Here is a 19585-nt window from a genome sequence, read left to right as displayed (position 1 = left end):
TTCGCTTCACAATATTCGCTTCAATATTCCCTTGTCGCAAGCTCGCGCTTCGCCGTCTCCTGGGTGAACACCCCCTCCGAAGTAATGATTTTCATAGGGAGCTCCTTGCCGGCCATATAATCCTTCACGGCCTTCATCAACTGAGGGCCGAGCAGCGGGTTGCACTCCACGACAAAATTCAGCTTGCCGGTGCCCAGAGCCTTCAAGGCGGCCCTGGTCGCGTCGATCGAGATGAGCTTGATGTCTCTGCCCGGCCGCAAGCCGTACTGCTCGATGGCCTCAATGGCCCCGAGGGCCATATCGTCATTGTGCGCGTACACGACGTCGATGTCGCTGCCGTGTGCGGCCAGCGCCTCGAGCATAAGCTTCTTCCCCGATTGCAGCGTGAAGTCGCCTTGCATGGATTGGACAATTCGATAATTGGGCTCACTCCGGATAATCTCTTCGAACCCTTGCTTGCGCCCCACGGCCGGGTCCGAATCCTTCGTTCCCTGAAGCTCGACGATATTGACGGGCACGCTGCTGTCGTCGATCTCGTGGACAAGCCACCTTGCGGCACGCCGCCCTTCCTCGACGAAGTCCGAGCCGATATAGGCCGTCCAGAGAGAGTCGTCGCTTACTTTGACCTCGCGGTCGGACAGAATAACCGGAATTCCCGCCTGCTTCGCTTCCAGCAGCACCTCGTCCCAGCCGGTCTTGACCACCGGGGAGAAGACGATAAAGTCGACCTTGCTCGCGATGAACTGGCGAATGAACTCGATCTGCTTGTCTTGCTTCTGAAGCGCGTTCTCGTAGATCAATTCAATATTTTCTTCCTTCGCGGCATTGATCACGGAATTGGTATGCGCCAGCCGCCAGCCGCTCTCCAGGCCCACCTGCGCAAACCCGATCTTGATCGGACTCGCTTCGGTCAATTCCCGCACCGGCTTCGGCTCGGGGTTCGCCGCCTTGCGAATATACGCGTCTGCGTTCTGCTCCGTTATCTGATGGCTTCTCAGGATGACCTTCTTCGGAAGCCCCTTCTCCTTGCTCAGAATATCGACCGCATACTGGATCGCTTCTCCGCCGCCTGTGGGACTTGTGAAGGTTCCGGTAATCGTGCCATTTTCGACCAGATTCAGCCCTCCGGATTCCCCCGCGACACCGTCCACCCCGATCACCTTCACCCCGGTCAGCCCCTGCTTCTTAAGCGCAATCGATGCGCCCAACGCCATGGCATCGTTGTGAGCGAAGATGAGGTCGATGTCCGAATCGGCCTGAAGGCTCTTCGTCAGCTCGTCTTCGGCCTTGTCGCGCTGCCAGTCCGCATAGATCGAATCGACGATCCGAATATCGCTGCGATCGGACAGCCCTTCGCGGAAGCCTTCGCTGCGTTCGGCCACCGTCGGGGAGCCTTGCAGGCCCAGAAGCTCGACGATGCGATTCTCGCCGGGACCCAGAAGCTGCTTCGCATATTCGGCCGCCTTGCTGCCGATCAGCCGATTATCCGTTCCGATATACAAGGTATAATCGTACCCCGTGACGCCCCGCCCCAGCACGATAACGGGAATCTTGCTGTAAATCTCGGTAATCGCGGGGGTCAGCACAATCGGATCGTCCAGCGAGATGATAAGCAGATCGATCCCGTAGCCCATCAATTTATGCAAGTCCTCGCTCTGCTGCACGCTGTCGTTCCCGCCGTCCGTGAAGATCACTCTCAGGTTCGGATAGGCCGCCGCCCCCCTCTTGATCTCCTCGTTCATCAACACGCGCCACGGCTCGTTGAGGCTTGGCTGCGAGACGCCGATCAGGAACTTCACCTCGTCGCTTGTCCCGTGCTTCTCCGAACCGCTGCAGGAGTACAAGCTTACCAGTCCCAGGAAGGCGACCATAAACAACAGCATCTTCAATTGCGCACCCTTCATGACCGGCTTCCCTTGCGATAGGACATGGGAGACACGCCGGTAATCTTCTTGAAGGCATTGCTGAAGTAATGCTGGCTGTTGTAGCCCACCTTCTCGGCGATCTCGTACACCTTGTAGCTCGGATCGTTCATGAAGAGCACGGCTTGCTTGATCCGCACCTCGGTCAAGTAGTCGATGAAGGAGGAGCCGATCTCCTTCTTGAGCAGCTTGCTTAAGTAGGTAGGGCTGACGCGCACCTGGTCCGCAACCTCCTGCAGGGACAGATTCGGCATCGCATACGCCTGCTCGACAATCTTCTTGGCAAGCAGGACGACGGGCGACAAGCTTCCCTTCATGCTGATGCCCTTGACGAGCTCGTTATAGATCTGGTCCGCGCGAAGATAGGAATCCCCCATCACCTTATCCGCATATATAACCATCCTCGCAAGAATCTCCTCGAATTTGTTCTGGATGGCCGTGCACAGGTCGCTCCAATCGCTCTCCTTCTCCATGGAAGAGAAGAGGACGAGATGACCTTTATCGTCGTGGAATACAAGATGCGGAGATTTGTTCCGAACGATATCCTCGACGATGTTCTTGGAGGCGAAGTCCAGCAGATCCTTGGTCCATTCCTTCTTCACGGTGCCCACATTGGTGCTCTGCACAACCTTAAACACCGCCATCCGGGTCGAGGCGTTAATCGCAAGCTGCATATAAGTAAGATTGGCCTCCGCTTCGGCGGTGTCCACCAGGCCGTTTATCCACTTCCGCAGAAAATGATCCCGGATCAAAAGGGAATTGTTCGTTAGCTGTTTGTTCGTAAACGTGCGGAACTCTTCTTTTATCCTCTGACTCGTCAGCTCGGCCAGCGTGTTATCGATCACTTCTTGCAACTGCGCTTTGTCGACGGGCTTGAGAATGTAGTCGAACACATTCAGCTTCACGGCTTGCTGCGCGAATTTGAATTCGTCGTAGCCGGTAATGACGATGATCAGGCATTTGTACTCCAACTGCAGCTCTTTAATGAACGATAGCCCGTCCATAAACGGCATATTGATGTCGACAAAGACGAGATCGGGCCTGGTCGCCTTGGCCAATTCCAGCGCTTCGATTCCGTCCTCCGCTTCCCCTACAACTTGAATGCCCAGCTCCTCCCACGGAAGCACCTTCCGCAGCCCCCGTCGAATTCTCGGCTCATCATCAGCGATAAGTAATTTCCACATCGTGTTCTCCCCTTTGGACGATTAAGTTCAAGCGGCCGCTTCCTCTGTCTACAACGGCAAGAAGACTTCCACCCGGGTGCCGGCCTCGTATTCGCTGTGCACCTCGATTCCATAGGAGATCCCGTACGTCAAGCGAATCCGCTCGTTCACATTAAACAGGCCGAAGCCGTCCTTATGCTCGGGGTTCCCGACGTGGATCACGCCCTGCCGGATGATCTCAAGCTGCTCCGGCTTCATCCCGAGCCCGTTGTCGATGACGGACAGCACCAGCTTGCCGTCTCTCGCTTCCGACTCGATGCGAATGTGGCCTTTCCCTTTCTTCATCTTGATGCCGTGATAGATGGCGTTCTCCACGAGCGGCTGAAGAATCAGCTTCAGCACTTTGCTTTTCTTCAGTTGATAGGGAAGTTCATTGATTTGGTAGCTGAGCTTGCCTTCATAACGCATCATCTGAATAATCAAGTAGCTCTCGACATGCTTGATCTCGTCCTCCAGCGGGATATGCTCGTTCCCCCTGCTAAGGCCGATCCGGAACAGGTTGGTAAGCGCGATGACAATCTCCACGATATCGTCGGCATCGCGATCCTGGGCCATCCACTGGATCGTATCGAGCGTGTTGTATAGAAAATGCGGCTTGATCTGCTCCTGGAGCACCTTTAATTCCGCTTCCCGTTTCCCCTTTTGTTCGGAGTAGACCATGTGGATAAGCTGCTCGATCTCCTGGACCATCTTGTTGAAGCTGTCGCCCAATTGGCCGATCTCGTCCTTCGAACGGCCCTCGAACCTCAGATGCAGCTCGCCTTCCTCTACCCTCTGCATAATTCTGCGCAGCTTGCGAACCGGCTTGATAATCGAATTGGTGAAGAACCAGGAGACGAGCACCGCGAGAAATACGGTGAAGAGGACAATCACCACGGTGTAGAATTGCCATTTGATAACGAAGGACTTCGCCTCGTCGAACGGGAACACGACAACAATCTTCCAGCCGATATGCTCGAACCTGTCCTGCATAATCTGATAGGAGCGATTGTTTATCGTCTTCTCGATGCTCGTGTAACCGCTTTCCAACCATTCGTTGTTAATGCGATAAACGATCGGATTCACCGGCGAATAAACGATGCCGCCTTGGGCATCCGTAATATAGACGAACCCGCTCTTGCCCAAGGACACCGACTCGATTGCCGTCTGGATGATGCTCAGCTCCATATCGAGCAGAATGACGCCGAGCACGCCGCCGGTGGCCGGGTCCTTAATCGCCTGCACGAACGACAGCACCTGATCCGCGCTGTAGTTGTGCTCCGCTTTAATATTTCTTCCAATCGGCTTGCTGATCAGCAGCACTTCGTCGGGATTGCTTGCCGCCTGCTTGTACCAGCTCTCCGAGGTTAAAGGATCGCGGATCATTCTGTCCAGCTTGTTGCTTACATACTGGTCGGCCGCATTGACCATTAGAATTCCGGCAATCTCGGGATGTCTGTTCTCATAGATTCCGATAACCTTCCCCACGTCGGCCCGCAGCGGCGCTTGCCCGGGATCGGCAGCGTTCGCTTCCGCAGCGGCGGCGAAGAACGCCGTCACCTTGTCGTCGTTCGCGAGATAGGCGAGTATATTTTCCATTTCGTTAAAGTAATGAATGACGTTGTTCTTCACTTGGCCCATCATCTGAATCGTATGCTTATTGGTCGTATCTTCTATGGACCGCTTGTACACGGTCGTTCCTATCGCACTTAAAGTGGCGATCGATATAAGAATAATAATGACAAAATAAATGAGAAGTTTGAACCGAATGCTGCGATTCTGAAACCGTTGGATGAACTCCAAACTCTTGATGTCCGCTATCACATTCTCACCTATTTCTATGTTTCTATCAGTATACTTCGGCTGCCAGCCGCGGAACATAACAAATTGCAAAGAGGCGGGAGCCCCTTTGCAATCTATCGTTTTAGCCCTTAGTACAAACGGTTCGGCAAGGCGTCGATGGCCTTCTGGCCGAAGTACACGTCTTCGTCCGACTTGATCCACTTCTCCAGCGTTTGGCCGGCCTGGTAGTCCAGGATGGCTTGCTTCAATTGCGGCCCGAGAAGCGGGTTGCATTCCACCGTTACGTTCAGCTTGCCGTCGCGGATCGCTTCGAAGGCCGCCTTGATGCCGTCTACCGATACGACGAAGATGTCGGTGCCCGGCTTCAAGCCATATTCTTCAATGGCCTGGATGGCGCCGAGAGCCATGTCGTCGTTGTGGGCATACACGGCTTGAATGTTTTTGCCGTCGGACTTCAGGAACGCTTCCATCACTTCCTTGCCCTTGGCGCGCGTGAAGTCGCCGGATTGCGACTTGATGATTTTATAGTTGGGGTTGGCGTCAACAATCTCCTGGAAGCCCTTCTGGCGGTCGTTCGCGGCGCTTGCGCCAACCGTGCCTTGAAGCTCGACGATGTTGACCTGCTTGTCGGCGCCAAGCTGATCGATCATCGTCTTGGCGGCATTCTGGCCTTCGAGAATGAAGTCGGAGCCGATGAACGACGTGTACAGGGACTCGTCGCTTACCTTGACCGTACGGTCAAGCAGGAAGACCGGAATGTTGGCCGCCTTCGCTTCTTCCAGCACCGTCTCCCATCCGGATTCCACGACCGGAGCGAGGGCGATGGCATCTACCTTCTGGGAGATAAAGGTTCGAATGGCCTTGATTTGGTTCTCTTGCTTCTGCTGCGCATCGGAGAACTTCAGCTCGAATTGCGGATCGTTGCCGAACGTATCCTTGATCGATTGGGTCTCCGCATCGCGCCAGCCGCTCTCCGCACCGATCTGCGAGAAGCCGAGCACGATCTTCTTGTCCGCTGCCGGCGAGCTTGCCGGAGCCGCGCTCTCCGTGTTCGTGCCCGTGTTCGCCGGCGAGCTGCTTGCGCCGCCGCTGCCGCCGTTGTTGCTGCCGCATGCGGATAACAGCAGCCCCGCCGCCAGCACGGTTGTCATTACGTAAGAGCTCTTTTTGAATTTAAACACTTGTTTGTTCCTCCCTTTGAATTCTATGTTTTGCTTGCATTCCCAATATAAAGTTTTATAAATCGATTGTATTTAGAAAATAACGTTATAATTTGCTATATTCAGCATTCGTTAACGGCTGCAATTGCGGAGGCGTCATCGTGCTTCCATGGTTGATCACCCGTCGTCTCTGCCTGCGGATAACGATTACTCGCTGCAGCAGAATGAACAGGAACAGCAGGAAGCCGACCGCGATCTTCGTCCACCAGGAGCTGAGCGTTCCTTGGAACATGACGATCGTCTGAATGATCCCGGAGCAGATCACGCCAAGCAGAGGGCCGACCAGGTAGCCGAAGCCGCCTGTCAGCAGGATGCCGCCGATGACGCAGGCCGCAATCGCATCCATCTCCATTCCCATCAGGTGCAGGTTGTAGCCCGACAGCATGTAGAACGTGAACACAATCCCGCCAAGCGCCGAGCAGAAGCCGCTGATCGTATAGACCAGCACCGTAATGCGGGGAACGGGAAGACCCATCAGAACCGAGGACTTCTCGCTTCCGCCGACGGCGAACACCGCTCTGCCGAACTCGGTATACTTCGCTGCGTAGACCGCCAGCGCGACTACGACCAAGGCGATAATAACGCTGACCGAGATAAAGTTCGACCCGACCAGATGGATTTTGTACTTCGATATCGACAGGTACGTCGGGTTCTCGATGACAATGCTCTGCGTGGTGATGAAGTAGCTCGCGCCCCGCGCCAGGAACATCCCCGCCAGCGTAACAATCCACGGGTGCAGATCGAAGCGTTGAATCAGGTAGCCCTGCGCTGCGCCAAACAAGATGCCGATGATCAGACAGATCGCCATGACGGCATAGGCGTTCATTCCTTGCTGCAGCAAGGAGGCCGATACGACACTGATAAAAGCCACCACGGAGGCGACCGACAGGTCGATGCCGCCTGTAATAATAACGAAGGCAAGGCCGGTGGCCACGATAATCAGGTACGCGTTGTCGATGAAGAGATTAAAGAACACCTGCCAGGAGAAGAAGCCCGTATAAAGCACCGAACCGGCTCCGTACAACAGAAGGATCAGAAGCAAGGTTGAGAAAATAATGATGTTGTTCTGGTTGATTCGGAGGCCCAGCCTCATCCGTTCGAGCTTCATCCGATCACCGCCTTCTTGCTCTTCTGCTGGAACATCTGCCTGAAGCGATCGGATTGCATCAAGCTTACGATGATAACGACAATCGCTTTGACCACCATGATTCTCTCGGGCGGCACGCCCATGGAATAAATCGTTGTGGTCAGGGATTGAATGAACAGCGCGCCGATTACGGTGCCTGCCAGGAAGAACCGTCCGCCGCGCATCGACGTTCCGCCGATAACAACGGCCAGAATCGCATCCAGCTCGATCCACAAGCCGGCGTTATTCGCGTCGGCGCTGCTGATGTTCGAGCTCACGAGCAGTCCCGCAATCGCAGCACACAGCCCGCATACGATATAGACGAACAGGTAAATTTTCCGAGGCTCCACCCCCGCATATTCGCTGGACACCTTGTTGGTCCCCGTCGCTTCCAGGAACAGGCCGAGCGCTGTGCGCTTCTTCAGATACAGTACGAGAAGGAACACGAACGCCGCGATAAAGATCGAGAAGGGAAGCCCGAGGAAGAACCCCTTGCCGATAAATCCGTAAGACTTGCTGTCCGTCGTCAACACTTTGCCTTCCGTAATGAGCTGGGCAATGCCCCGTCCGACGGTCATCAGGATCAGCGTCCCGACCATCGGCTGTATGCCCAGGTAAGCAATCAGCACGCCGTTCCAGAGGCCGCACAGAGCGCCGACGATCAGAGCGGCGCCGATTGCCATCCACAGCGGCACAACGCCGATCAGGGAGATTGCGACCGCCCCTGCGATAGCCAGCACGGAGCCTACCGAGATGTCGATTCCTTCCTTCGCAATGACCAGCGTCATCCCGATGGCGATGACCATAATCGGCGCCGCACGGTTCAGAATATCGATCAAGCTGCCGAACAGATGACCGTCCTTGATCTCCATATGGAAGAATCCCGGGACAAAAAACAAATTAAACAGCAGGATCGCGGCCAAGGCGGTAAGGGGCCAGATGATCTTCGTATGCATGATGTTAGCTGCCCGTCTGCGGGTATTGCTCACTGGTTCCGCCTCCCTCTGCAATCATCTTCATAATGCTTGCTTCATTCATGTCGCCGCCGCTGATCTCGCCCACCTGCATCCGGTCGCGAAGCACGACGATCCGGTCCGCGCATTCAATCATCTCCTGAAGCTCGGACGAGATAATAAGGATGGAGAGCCCCGACTTCGCCAGGTCGAGAATAAGCCGGCGAATCTCGCCCTTGGAACCGACGTCGATTCCCCGTGTCGGCTCGTCCAGAATAAGCAGCTTCGGCTCGGTGGCCAGCCACCGGGCCAGAATGACCTTCTGCTGATTGCCGCCGCTCAGGTTGTCGATCCGCTGCTCCATGCTCGGCGTCTTGATCCGCAGCAGGTCGATGAACCTCTGTGCGATCTCCTGCTGCTTCTTCAGCGGAATATAGTTGAAGATCCCCTTCTTCGCCTGCAGGGCCAGAACAATATTCTCGCGGATGGTCAGTTCCCCTACGATGCCGGCGATCTTGCGATCCTCCGGGCAGAACCCGATCCCTTGGCGGATCGCCTTCTTCGGGTTCATCGATTGGAACTGCTCGGCCCCGAGCGTCATGACGCCGCTGTCGGCTTGATCGATGCCGAAGATCAGATTGGCGAATTCCGAACGTCCGGAGCCTAACAGTCCCGCCAACCCGACGACTTCGCCCTTCCTCACGCTCAGGCTTACCGGCTTGATCGACCCCGCCCGGGTCAGCGACTTCGCCGCCATCACCACTTCCGGCGTATAGCTCGATTCCGTCTTGCGATGCTCGTCCTCTTCCTTCCACTCGCGTCCGATCATATGGGTGACCAGGCTGCTCTTGGACAGCTTGCTTGTCTCGTATTCGCCGACCAGCGACCCGTTGCGCAGAATCGTGATGCGATCGGTAATCTCATAGACCTGGTCAAGGAAGTGGGTGACGAAGACGATTCCCATGCCTTCGTCCCGAAGCTTGCGCATTACCGCGAACAACTGCTGCACCTCTTGGGCGTCAAGGCTGGACGTCGGCTCGTCCAGAATCAGCACGCCGCTGGACATGTCCACCGCTCTGGCAATGGCGACCATCTGCTGAATCGCTACCGAATAATCGGACAGGGATTTCTTCACATCCAGGTTCAAATTCAAACGCCTCAGCAATTGCTCGCTGTCCGCATGCATCTTCTTCCAATCGATCGCCCCTCTTCGCCTGGGCAAGCGCCCGATATACAGGTTCTCCGCCACCGACAGATTCGTGCACAGGTTAATCTCCTGATAGACGGTGCTGATCCCAAGGTGCTGGGCTTCCAGCGGCGATCTGGCGACGATCGGTCTTCCGTTCAGATATACCTTCCCTTGGTCCATCGGATGAACGCCGGTCAACACTTTTATCAAGGTCGACTTCCCCGCGCCGTTCTCGCCCATCAATGCGTGGACCTCGCCTTGGCGAAGGGTAAAGTTCACGTCGCTGAGCGCCTTCACCCCCGGGAAGGTTTTGCTCACTTCTTCCATCTTCAGCAGTACGTCTCCGCTCCTCATTAGGCCACTCCTTCCTGGATGAACACTCTGTTTTTATTGGTCATCTCTCATTTTACGGATTCGGAAGAGCGCTGTATTTACACGCAAATGGTCTTTTATATACTATTCGGACTTATGTTTACCTGAACGAGCGGGAGAGGAGACCTAATGCCCCCAGAGGGGGAGACGGCGCGGGGGGAGACGGCGCGGGGGAGACGGCGCGGGGGAGACGGCGCGGGGGAGACGGCGCGGGGGAGACGGCGCGGGGGAGACGGCGCGGGGGGAGACGGCGCGGGGGGAGACGGTGCGGGGGAGACGGTGCCGCGTACCGGATGCATGGCTAGCTGATCTCTAGGCATTGAGCGCGCCGCTCCTCTCCCGCTCCGTGAGCCCATTTTGCCCTCTGATCCGCCGGCTCTTTTGCGATTTTATGCGGTTTTTCACATTCATCGGTTTGAATGAGCCGCTTTCTCGGCGTTTTATGTGATTTTTAGCCTACATGCGGCAACGGGAGCCGGAGTTTTCTCTATATAGGCTATTTCTCACATAGAATCGTCCAACCTGCCCGTTATCGCGACGCTCGAATGTGATATTTCACATAAATCCCTCTATCCGGCGAGTCCGACGAGATGCCCGGTCCCCCTCCCGCACGATTCTAAATGGGCTGCCCCAAAGCTTATAGATTCTTATATGCGGCCAAAAACCGCCACCCCCGATGAGAACGGAGGCGGCGGCTGGGATTAAGGCTGGAATTAAGGCAGCAGGTTAAACAGGCTGTAAATGATCTTGGCAGCCTCTGCTCGCGAAGCGTGATCCTTCGGAGCAAACCGGTCGTTGCCCTTGCCGTTGATAATTCCTGCGCCTTGCATGGCGCTGACGCTATCGGCGGCGTAAGCGGCAATGTCGGACCGATCCGCGAATGGCTGCGATTGCGTTCCACCGGCAGCGCCAAGATCAACCCTGGCAAGCTGGGAAGCACGATACGCCATAACCGCCATCTCTTCGCGGGTGATCTCGTCGTCCACGCCGAAGCTGCCGTCCGGCTTGCCCTTGACGATGCCAAGCTGCTGCGCAAGAGCGACAGCCTGGTAATACCAGGAGCCCTCCTTCACGTCGCCGAACGAGCTTGCCTCGCCCGAAGCCGCGAAGTCGAACGCGTTCATCAGCATCGTAATAAACTGCGCTCTCGTCACCTTGCTGTCCGGCGAGAACTTGTCGCCGCCCACGCCGCTCACAATGCCGCGGGCCGCGAGCGCTTCAATGCTCGATTGCGCCCATGCCGCCTTGGCCAGATCCGTGAACGCAACGGCGTTGCTGACCGCAACGTACATGCCGGCTTGCGCGGCATTGAACTGTACGGTGCGAGTGGCGGCATCATACTTCGCGTTCTTGATAAGAACGGGCTTGCCGTCGTCGCCGATCCAGTACACGACAACCTGGTTCGGCTTCTCGTTCGACTTCAAGCTGTAGTCGAGCGATACCTTCCTCGATTGTCCGCCGAAGTCGGGGACAGGTCTTCCGTCCACGCTGAACGTGACCTCGTAGACAGGATTGCCGCGGGCAATGGCGCGGGCTTCGGCAGGCAGCTTGCTGGTATCCACGATAGACACGGCAAGCTCTCCGCTTCCATCCGGCTTCTCATCCGGCTTCTCTGCCGGCGTCTCCGTGCCCGGTGTCGTAACCGGCGGGGTGCCCGGACCGGAGCCGGAGCCGGGGTCTGCCTGCGCTTGGCCGGAGATCGCAATCGCAATCGTGCTCGACACCGACGGGTTGCTGACCGATACGGCCTTCACCGTTACCGTGCCATCCGCGACGGCCGTCAACAAGCCGCCAGCCGTAATCGTCGCGAGGGACGTGCCGTTCTCGATCGACCAGGTCACCGATTGGTTCGTGGCATTGCTCGGAAGCGCGTCAGCCGTCAGTTGCAGCGTTCCGCCCTTCGTTGCGATCGTCGTTGCTCCGCCTTGACCGCTCAAGACGAGCGAATCCACATTCACGAAGTCTCCTTCGCCTTCCCCGCCGTCGCCTCCGCCTCCATCTGCAGAAGGCATAAGCTGCGGCGTCATCGTTGGACCCCATACTTCCATCAGATCCGGCCCATTCTCCTGCGGCACGAATTGGACCCGGTCGATCGCCAGCTTTCTCGGCTCCGTCTGACCGACGGCATAGTGCGTATGGTACACCATGAACAACTCGGTGCCGTCCGGCGATTGAATCAACGAATGGTGCCCCGCTCCGGGTACGAGCTCGTTGGACTTCATAATCGGGTTGAACTCATACTTGGTCCACGGTCCCGTAGGCGTCGGCGCCGTTGCATAGCCGACCCCGTAATCCGGGCTCTGGAAGTGGTTGCCGGAGTACGTCATGTAGTAGGTGCCGTTATGCTTGATGACGAACGGCCCTTCGTTGATGCTGGCAACCGGCTCCTTCTGGCTGTTCTCCCACTCCTGCGTCGGAGCGAATACGAACTGAATGGTGTCCTCCTTGATCGACTTCATGTCCTCGTTCATCTCGGCGACAAGAATATGATTGTTGTTGTTGAAGCGAACGAAGTACATGTACGACCTGCCGTCGTCATCCGTGAAGATATGCGCATCGATCTCTTTGGTATCCGGATGAAGCGGCGCTTGGACCTCCTGCTTAAACGGTCCGAGCGGCGAATCGCTTGAGGCAACCGCCAGATGCTCCTCAACGGCGTAGTACATATAGAAGGTGCCGTCTCTCTCGATCACCTCGGGGGCCCAGAACTGCTTGCTGCCCCATGAATCTTCATTGCTAAGGGCATAGCCTCGTTCCGTCCAGTTGACAAGGTCGGTCGACGTATACACTTTAATGCCGACTTGCATATCGGTCGAAGACTTCGCCGTGTCCGTTCCGTAGAGGTAATAGACGCCCTCGTAGTACATCACATGCGGGTCGGCGATGCCGCCGAGCAGATTCAAGTTGTTGTAGGTAGCGCCCGTGATGGTCTCCTCGTAGGAGATGATCTTCACATTGTCGAACTGCGCAGCCGCATTGACCGTTCTTAAGCCGATCAGCCCGGTCGAAGCGTGGGACGGCTCGGCCAGATCAAACTTCGGATATGGCTTCTCATTAAGCGGATTATCGTTAATGTAGACCTGGATATGATTGCCGCTCGCCACCACTTTGATCGGATACCATACGTTCACGCTGATCGGCAAGTTCTTGGTCGCGATCTCGCTCCACTTGCCGTTCGCGAACGTGCCCAGTACAGCGGACTTGGTCGCCGCATTAATTCCGATGTAGTACCCTTCCAGCGCGTCGGGCCCCACATCCGGATCAGAAGCTCGGAAGACGAGGCCGGCTTCCGTTCCGCTGACGATCTTCACATCCGCCTCCAGCACGAAGTCGGTGAACTGCTCGGTCTCCAGCATCGCTTTATTGCCATTGCCGCTTGTCGCGGCATAAGCGCCGTCACGCACAGACCATACGCCGCCATAGGTGGCCCAGTCGCCCAAGTCCCCGCCGGCGAACTCTTCGCTGTACAGCAGCTCTCCGGGAGCAACGCCGCCGGATACCGTCACAACGGCCTGCGAGCTGAAGTCTCCGCCGCTCGATACCGCTTGAATAACCGCTCTTCCCGGCGCTCTCGCCTCAACCAATCCCGTACCGCTGACGGTCGCAATGCTCGGGTTGGCCGAAGTCCAAGCGACAGCCGAACCGCTGCTGCCCGAGTTCTCAAGCTGCACCGTCTCCCCGACCTGCAGCGTTGCCGTCTTCGGAGACACGTCCACGCCGCCTGCGATCTCCCGAATGGCGAAGTAATCGAAGGTCGCGTCGATCGGCGAATCGCTCGCTACGATATTGCTGGCGAAGAAGCCTACCTTGATGCTGCCGAGCGAAGCCGTGACCGGATCGGAGGCTTGAATCCACTCGTACCCGTCCCAATAGTAGGTCGTATACACATTGCCTATCTTCTTGATCTTCAGGATATGCGTATCTCCGCCCGGATGCTTGACGAAGTTGCCCGGCTTCTGATACTTGGCATTAATCTCGTAGGCCGTCTCGAGAACCTTCCCGTTCGCCCATACATGGCTGAGCTTCACGAAGTTGTCCGCATTCTGCCAGACGAGGATGCCCGCTTGCTGGTGATTCAGCGTTACCGGCGCCGTGAACTTCGCCACGATCTCAAAGTCCCCGCTTGCCGGCACATCCCGCAGGAATACATTGTTCAGCGAGTTGTTGCCCTCGTAGATGTCCGTCGCCGTCGTGCGGATCGTCATGAACCCGCTGTTCTTCGTGAGACTCCAGTTGGAGGACAACTCTTGGAAAATCGACCACGTGCTGTTGAGAGCAGGCGTATCGAACGAATCGACATCGTAAAGCGACAGATCGGGCTCTTGCTGAGCCGGCACAACCTTGACGAAGCTATCCGCCATGACGCTGCCGTTCGCGGCGCTGACGACTTGAATCTGCGCCGTGCCCGGCTGCAAGGCGGTTACCTTGAACATCGCGGTCCCCGTTGCCGAATCGGTTCCAACCTTCGTCACGGCCGCAACCGCAGGATTGGAGGATTGCACGTTAACCGTCTGATCGGATACCATAATCGGTTTAAGCGACGACGTTAACATCGCAGAGGTTCCGATGGGCAGATTGATCGTTGTCTTGTCCAGCGTCAACGATTCGACCGGAAGATTGTTCGCAGGATCGGCCACAATTCGGTCGAGTACGATGTAGTCCAGCCGTGCCGTATTGGCCGCCTTCGTAAACCGGATCGTGTTCGTGCCCTCAGTCAGCATGACATCGACAGAGCTTGGATTGATATGCTCCAGACCGAAGTACGGGTAGAAGATCGATTGGCTTGCGGCGCCATTAACCGTTACGACCTGCTCGGCCGCCGCCGAATCGGCCGAGCCGTTCTCTGCCATAACGATCAGGCTGTAAGCCCCCGCATGTGCAGCCTCAACCGTGAACTCGACATAATCGCTGTCTGCCGTCTCAAGCTTGCCGACGACCTTGCCGCCGGAGCTGTTCTCCGACGTTATAACGGCAGCGTTGCCATGCAGTTCCGCATCCTCCGCCTCATACTTGACACGGTCAACGACAGGCGTGCCCGAAGGCTGCTCCACCGCCGCGTTGTACGCGACAGGGGTTCCGAAGTTCGGCGTTCCGTCCGGATTCCAGGCGAACTTCTGCGCCCTCACGCTGCGATTGCCCCAGCTTGCGCCGGACTTCAATGTTGCGTGATAAACAAGCCAGTCCTCCGTTCCGTCCGGAGATTGGACGAACGTGTTATGGCCCGGACCGAACGTAGTCGAGATCTTGGTGAAGAGCGGGCCGCTCTTCGTCCAGGAAGCCGCGTTCAGGTAGTCGCCATCCGTGTTCGTCAACATTGCCAGCGTGTAATTGTCCGTCCAGCTTCCGCTGGCGGAGTACACGATGAACACCTTGCCGTCCTTCTTCAACACCTCGGGCGCTTCATTCACGTAAGGCGTTGCATTCGTCTCCCACGACTCCGTCGGCGTGGAGATCAATACCCGTTCCCCGCTGATCGTCCACGGGTTGCTCATAGGTGCGATGTAGAGATTCTGTCTGCCGTCGACATCGCCCGGCCAACCCGACCATACGAAGTACAAGGAATTGTTGTCCGCCTGCAGCACCGTACCGTCGATCGCCCACTTGTTCGTGGAATCCGATAGCTTCCCCTTGAACGTGTAGGTGCCCTGCGGATCTTGCGAATTCCCTTCGAGGACGTACATCCGATGGTTCGCGTTGCTGCCGTTGTCTGCAGCGAAGTAGATGTACCACTTGCCGTTAATATACTGCAATTCCGGAGCCCACAGCTCCTTCGAGTACGTCGAGCCTGTCGGCGGCGTATACACCGTTACGCGCGGCGCCGAGCCGATGTCTTCCAATCTCTTCGCTTTGGCAACAGCCAATGACGTGTCGTTCACGGACTTCACATAATAATAGTAGCCGTCCTTGAACACAATCGAGGGGTCCGCCGAACCTGCGCTTGAGGAGACCGGCACAATCGGGTTCGTGAACGTGGTTCCTTCCGTCACGGTCACCTCTGCCGTCGCCGTCTTCCCGCCGTCGGCCGTCGTGATCGTTATCGTTGCCGTTCCTACGGCAAGACCCTTCACCACGCCGTCGGCGCTGACTACAGCGACCCCCGGCTTGCTGGAAGTCCAGGTCGCCTGCTGATTCGAAGCATTGGCCGGCACGAAGGACGCGATCAACGGCTTCGTCTCGCCAACCTTGACCGATACCTCGGACGGCGTTACCGTCACGGAATCAACCGGAATGGCGGTGAATACCGGAAGCATAACCTGCTTGGCCATGCCCGGTCCGGACCAGCTCAGGTGCAAGCTGGCAGCGCCTGTCGCGTGTACATATTCGACCGTTACCGCAAGCTTGTCTCCGCCGGTCAGGCTGATCGTGCCGCTAACTTCTTCGCGAACGTTCGATTCCTTGTCGATCACTTCCGTGCCGCCGATCCATACTCTCGCGATATTGTCGCTGTCCGCGAAGATCGTATAGTCGCCGGTTGCGGCCGGCTGAATCGTTCCGTTCCATCTCACGGAGAAGTTGTCTTCGCCGATGCCTGCCGTCGGATCGGGCGAGCCTGTTCCTCTCTCGTCTCCCAGATCGAAGTCGATGCGAGGCGTAATGGACTTCTTCGCGAGCTGCGAGAAGCTCGTATCCTTGAAGTACTGCACGTTAAAGATCGGCAGCGTATCGTAAGCATCGCCTACCAACGCTCGGATGTCATTCACATCCCACGGGTGGCCGTCCGGATAGACGACGCCATGGAAGGGAACCGTCGGTTCTTCCGTCAGCGGATTCACGTCGCTCCCCCAAGGGAATCTCGTGTTGTCCCGGCCAATGCCAAGCTCCCACATGACAAACCCCAAGCCCTTGTCTCCGAAGTTCTCAACGACGCCGGGCACCGTTTGCGTCAACCGGTTCATCACCTCATCGGCCAGAACCTCGCTGTTCGGTCCGAACTGGTCCGGATACGTCGGATAGGTCGCTTCGTAAGGATGGTACGTAATGAAGTCGGAGAACGGTCCGCCCGAGAATTGGCCGCCCGTCGAGCTGACCGGTATCGTCGAGCCCGTCTCCTTAACCCAGATGCGGGCATCGTTCATGATCTGTTTGGTAACGGTGTCCATCAAGCCGCTCTCGCCGTTGCTCGGCTCGTTATAGATGTTCCACAACACGACGGCGTCATTGCTGCCGAACGCTTGCACGACACCTTGGACGTACTCCTTAAGCTTCTCTCTGTTGGCGGCGTAGTCCGCCTTGACGGCATCGCCCGGCGCCTCCACCCAGCGGCTGTTGTGCGCGCCGTATCTGGGCGCAAGCTGATCGCCCCATACCGGGTAATCGTCCCAACAGTCGTCGAAGAACACAAGCTCTACTTTAATATCGTACTTGGCTGCCAGGGCAAGGAAATCATTCATATTCGCAATAAAATGATCCTTGTCGTTCTCCCACAGCAGATTGTGCATAAACACCCGCACGAAGTTGATCCCGTATGTCTTGGCATACGACAGCTCACGGTCGTTAATATCGTGATCGTAGCTGCGCCATTGCTCGATCTGGTTAACCGCGTTGGTCGGTACGAATACCGCCCCTTGCACCCATGACCAATCATAGGTCGGTTGGACCACCTGCCCGCTGTCCGTTACTCGGATATTGTCGTAGACGGCGTTAACGTTAAATGTTCTAAGGCCGATAGCGCCTTCCGAATAGGACCGATCCGCAACGCTGACCACGTGCTCTCCGTCCACATACACATCGATGTTTTTCCCCTCGGCCACGACCTTCAGCCTGTAAACCTGGTTCTGGTTGATCGGATAAGGAATCGAGGCCAGCCCTGTCCAATTGTTGTTGAACTTGCCTACCGCGACATGTCCGTCGACGTTAATCCCGGCATAGTACCCCTTCAGATTGTCCGTGCCGACCGTCGGGTCGCTGACGCGGAACAGCACACCGGCATTGAAGTCGCTCGAACCGTTGCTGATCGCAATATCCGTCTCGAACGTCAGATTGCTGTATTGGGTTCCATCCGCCACCGCCTTGTAGCCGGCACCCTTGGACACCTTGTAATTGCCGTCTGCCGCACTCCAGGTGCCGCCGTACGTCGTCCAGCCCGGAGCCGTTCCGTCATCGAAGCTCGCTGTGAAGTCTTCCGCTTTGTTCGTTAAGCTCGTAATCTTGACGTTGTCGTAAGACACTTTGTTGTTGTCGTTCCAGGCTCTCAGTCCGATTGCGCCGGTCTGGTAGTCCGCATCCGTAAACTGATACTCCAGCTTGCCGTTCAAGAAGACGTAATAGGTCGAACCGAGCCCTGCTACCTTCAACTGGTTATCGGTATTGGGATAGACGGCGGCGGTCTGGTTCGCAATGCTTGTCCATTGGCCGGCACCGCCGTTCCCCGCAGAATTCATCTTGCCGACTTCAAGCGTTCCGATCGGGGAGATCCCGACGAAGTAGCCGCTCATCTTGTCCGCGCCGTTCCCGGGATCGCTGACCCGCAGCGCGAATCCGCTTGCTTGCCCGCTTGCGTAAGGATTGATCGCCGCTTCCACAATAAAATTCTCGGGAGCGACAGCCAGCATCGCTTTGTCGCCTCTGCCGTTCTGCACTTCATATCTTCCGTCCGTTACCGTCCATACGCCTGTCTGGATGCCGGTGTACGTTGTCCATCCGTCCGCATTGCCGTCCGCGAAGTCGTCCGTCCACTCCGCCTCGGTTCTGGAGATCGAATAGAATGCCTCGACCGTATCGGAGACCATCTCGCCCGAATTCTCGGCATACGCTCGGACAATTGTCGCATCCGTCACTGCAATGGGGGCCACATACACCGGAGAGCCGCTGTTCGGCTGACTCCCGTCCACGGTGTATCGAATAACCGCGCCGGGCGCAGCCGACGTTAATGCAATCGCTTGCGATTGGGCGTAATTGCCGGGAGCAACACTGAATTCGGGCGCGGCCGTCTGCTGCTCCGAATACTCTCTGACGACGATATTATCGATCGTTGTGGTTCCCCACCACGTTCGCAGCCCGATCTGGCCGCCTTCCGTAATTTGCTGGCCGTCGTTGTCGACATAGTCGATGACCGGAGTGTCCATATCGTTCAGGTACATCCGGATATGGTTGCCGACCGCGATCACCTTAACGTGTCCGCGATTCCAACGGACCGGCGTCGGCGCCACCAGCTCCTTCCACACATCGCCGTTGCCCGTTACCCGGCCGAGCGTCACCTTCTTGTCCACCGTCAATGCCGCATAATAGCCGGTGTAGCCGTCGGCAACGTTGTCGGACAGGTTGTTCACCCGGAAGAGCAAACCGGTCGAGTCGGAGTTGGCCCCACCGACGGTCAAATCCGCTTCATAGACGAGGTCCTGGAAGTACGTATTGTCCGCCACCGTCTTGGCGCCCGGCGACCCCTTGATGCTATACTGCTTCGCTGCATTCACGGACCAGATCCCGCGGCCGTCTTCGGCGGATGTCCCGTGATAAGTCGTCCAACTGACGGAATTCCCGCCGTTAAAGTCTTCATGGAACGCCTTCAGCGGCGCAACTGCCGTAACCGCAACCTCTTCCGCCGAAGTCATGGCCGGCGACATGAAGGAGCACAGCATACTGACGCATAGGATAAACGCCCAAGCTTTACGTCCTATTTTTTTCCTGCCTGCTGCCGAGTTTCTCAACGCTTTTTTGCCTCCTCTAGACATAATGAATAACGAACCTGCTCATGACATTCCTCGCGGATGACCAGGTCATGATTATTCATGATAGAGGATCGGGGTTCCGTTCGTATTTAGAATAAACTGTCTTTTTATATACTTTTCAGCTTTATGG

The 19585-nt window shown here is 56.8% G+C and carries 9 protein-coding genes; 1 reads left to right on the top strand and 8 read right to left on the bottom strand.

Going from position 1 to position 19585, the window contains the following annotated elements; genetic code table 11:
- Positions 1–20 precede the first annotated feature (20 nt).
- From E6C55_RS29750 to E6C55_RS29720, 7 genes are all read right to left on the bottom strand, one after another.
- Positions 21–1904, bottom strand: coding sequence for a substrate-binding domain-containing protein (locus tag E6C55_RS29750; RefSeq protein WP_136373476.1), 1884 nt, complete (start codon positions 1902–1904; stop codon positions 21–23).
- Positions 1901–3106 carry a response regulator transcription factor gene (locus E6C55_RS29745; RefSeq protein WP_136373475.1) on the bottom strand — a complete coding sequence of 402 codons (1206 nt, stop codon included), beginning with the start codon at positions 3104–3106 and terminating at the stop codon, positions 1901–1903. Before E6C55_RS29745 ends, E6C55_RS29750 begins: the two co-directional genes overlap by 4 nt.
- Before the next feature lie 48 nt (positions 3107–3154).
- Complete coding sequence (locus E6C55_RS29740) at positions 3155–4816, bottom strand: cache domain-containing sensor histidine kinase (RefSeq protein ID WP_211093677.1); 1662 nt, start codon at positions 4814–4816, stop codon at positions 3155–3157.
- A 239-nt stretch (positions 4817–5055) separates the two neighbouring features.
- Complete coding sequence (locus E6C55_RS29735; RefSeq protein WP_230986919.1) at positions 5056–6108, bottom strand: ABC transporter substrate-binding protein; 1053 nt, start codon at positions 6106–6108, stop codon at positions 5056–5058.
- Between the two features lie 85 nt (positions 6109–6193).
- On the bottom strand, positions 6194–7255 hold the full coding sequence (yjfF, locus tag E6C55_RS29730; protein WP_136373473.1) for a galactofuranose ABC transporter, permease protein YjfF: 1062 nt from the start codon (positions 7253–7255) through the stop codon (positions 6194–6196).
- A complete protein-coding gene (locus tag E6C55_RS29725) occupies positions 7252–8262 on the bottom strand; it encodes an ABC transporter permease (protein ID WP_230986918.1) in 1011 nt (336 codons plus the stop codon). Before E6C55_RS29725 ends, yjfF begins: the two co-directional genes overlap by 4 nt.
- Positions 8234–9769: a sugar ABC transporter ATP-binding protein gene (locus E6C55_RS29720; protein ID WP_136373472.1), complete on the bottom strand. Its 1536-nt coding sequence runs from the start codon at positions 9767–9769 to the stop codon at positions 8234–8236. The genes E6C55_RS29725 and E6C55_RS29720 overlap by 29 nt, the downstream gene beginning before the upstream one ends.
- 147 nt (positions 9770–9916) lie before the next feature.
- Here E6C55_RS29720 and E6C55_RS29715 point away from each other — a divergent pair, with 147 nt between their 5' ends.
- Positions 9917–10096, top strand: coding sequence for a hypothetical protein (locus E6C55_RS29715; protein WP_136373471.1), 180 nt, complete (start codon positions 9917–9919; stop codon positions 10094–10096).
- 404 nt (positions 10097–10500) lie between these two features.
- On the opposite strand, the gene E6C55_RS29710 is transcribed toward E6C55_RS29715, so the two are convergent.
- Entirely contained in the window at positions 10501–19434 is an 8934-nt protein-coding gene (locus tag E6C55_RS29710) for a family 43 glycosylhydrolase (protein WP_168735946.1), read from the bottom strand.
- Positions 19435–19585 lie beyond the last annotated feature (151 nt).

The sequence above is a fragment of the Cohnella fermenti genome, assembly GCF_004801405.1.
Taxonomy (GTDB): domain Bacteria; phylum Bacillota; class Bacilli; order Paenibacillales; family Paenibacillaceae; genus Cohnella; species Cohnella fermenti.
The sequence above is the reverse complement of the archived record's forward strand: the minus strand, read 5'-3'. Positions and strand labels throughout refer to the sequence as shown.

What these genes read in the sequence shown, in the direction of transcription:
- E6C55_RS29750 (WP_136373476.1), bottom strand. Translation starts at nt 1,904, where the DNA reads ATGAAGGGTGCGCAATTGAAGATGCTGTTGTTTATGGTCGCCTTCCTG.
- E6C55_RS29745 (WP_136373475.1), bottom strand. Translation starts at nt 3,106, where the DNA reads ATGTGGAAATTACTTATCGCTGATGATGAGCCGAGAATTCGACGGGGG.
- yjfF (WP_136373473.1), bottom strand. Translation starts at nt 7,255, where the DNA reads ATGAAGCTCGAACGGATGAGGCTGGGCCTCCGAATCAACCAGAACAAC.
- E6C55_RS29720 (WP_136373472.1), bottom strand. Translation starts at nt 9,769, where the DNA reads ATGAGGAGCGGAGACGTACTGCTGAAGATGGAAGAAGTGAGCAAAACC.
- E6C55_RS29715 (WP_136373471.1), top strand. Translation starts at nt 9,917, where the DNA reads ATGCCCCCAGAGGGGGAGACGGCGCGGGGGGAGACGGCGCGGGGGAGA.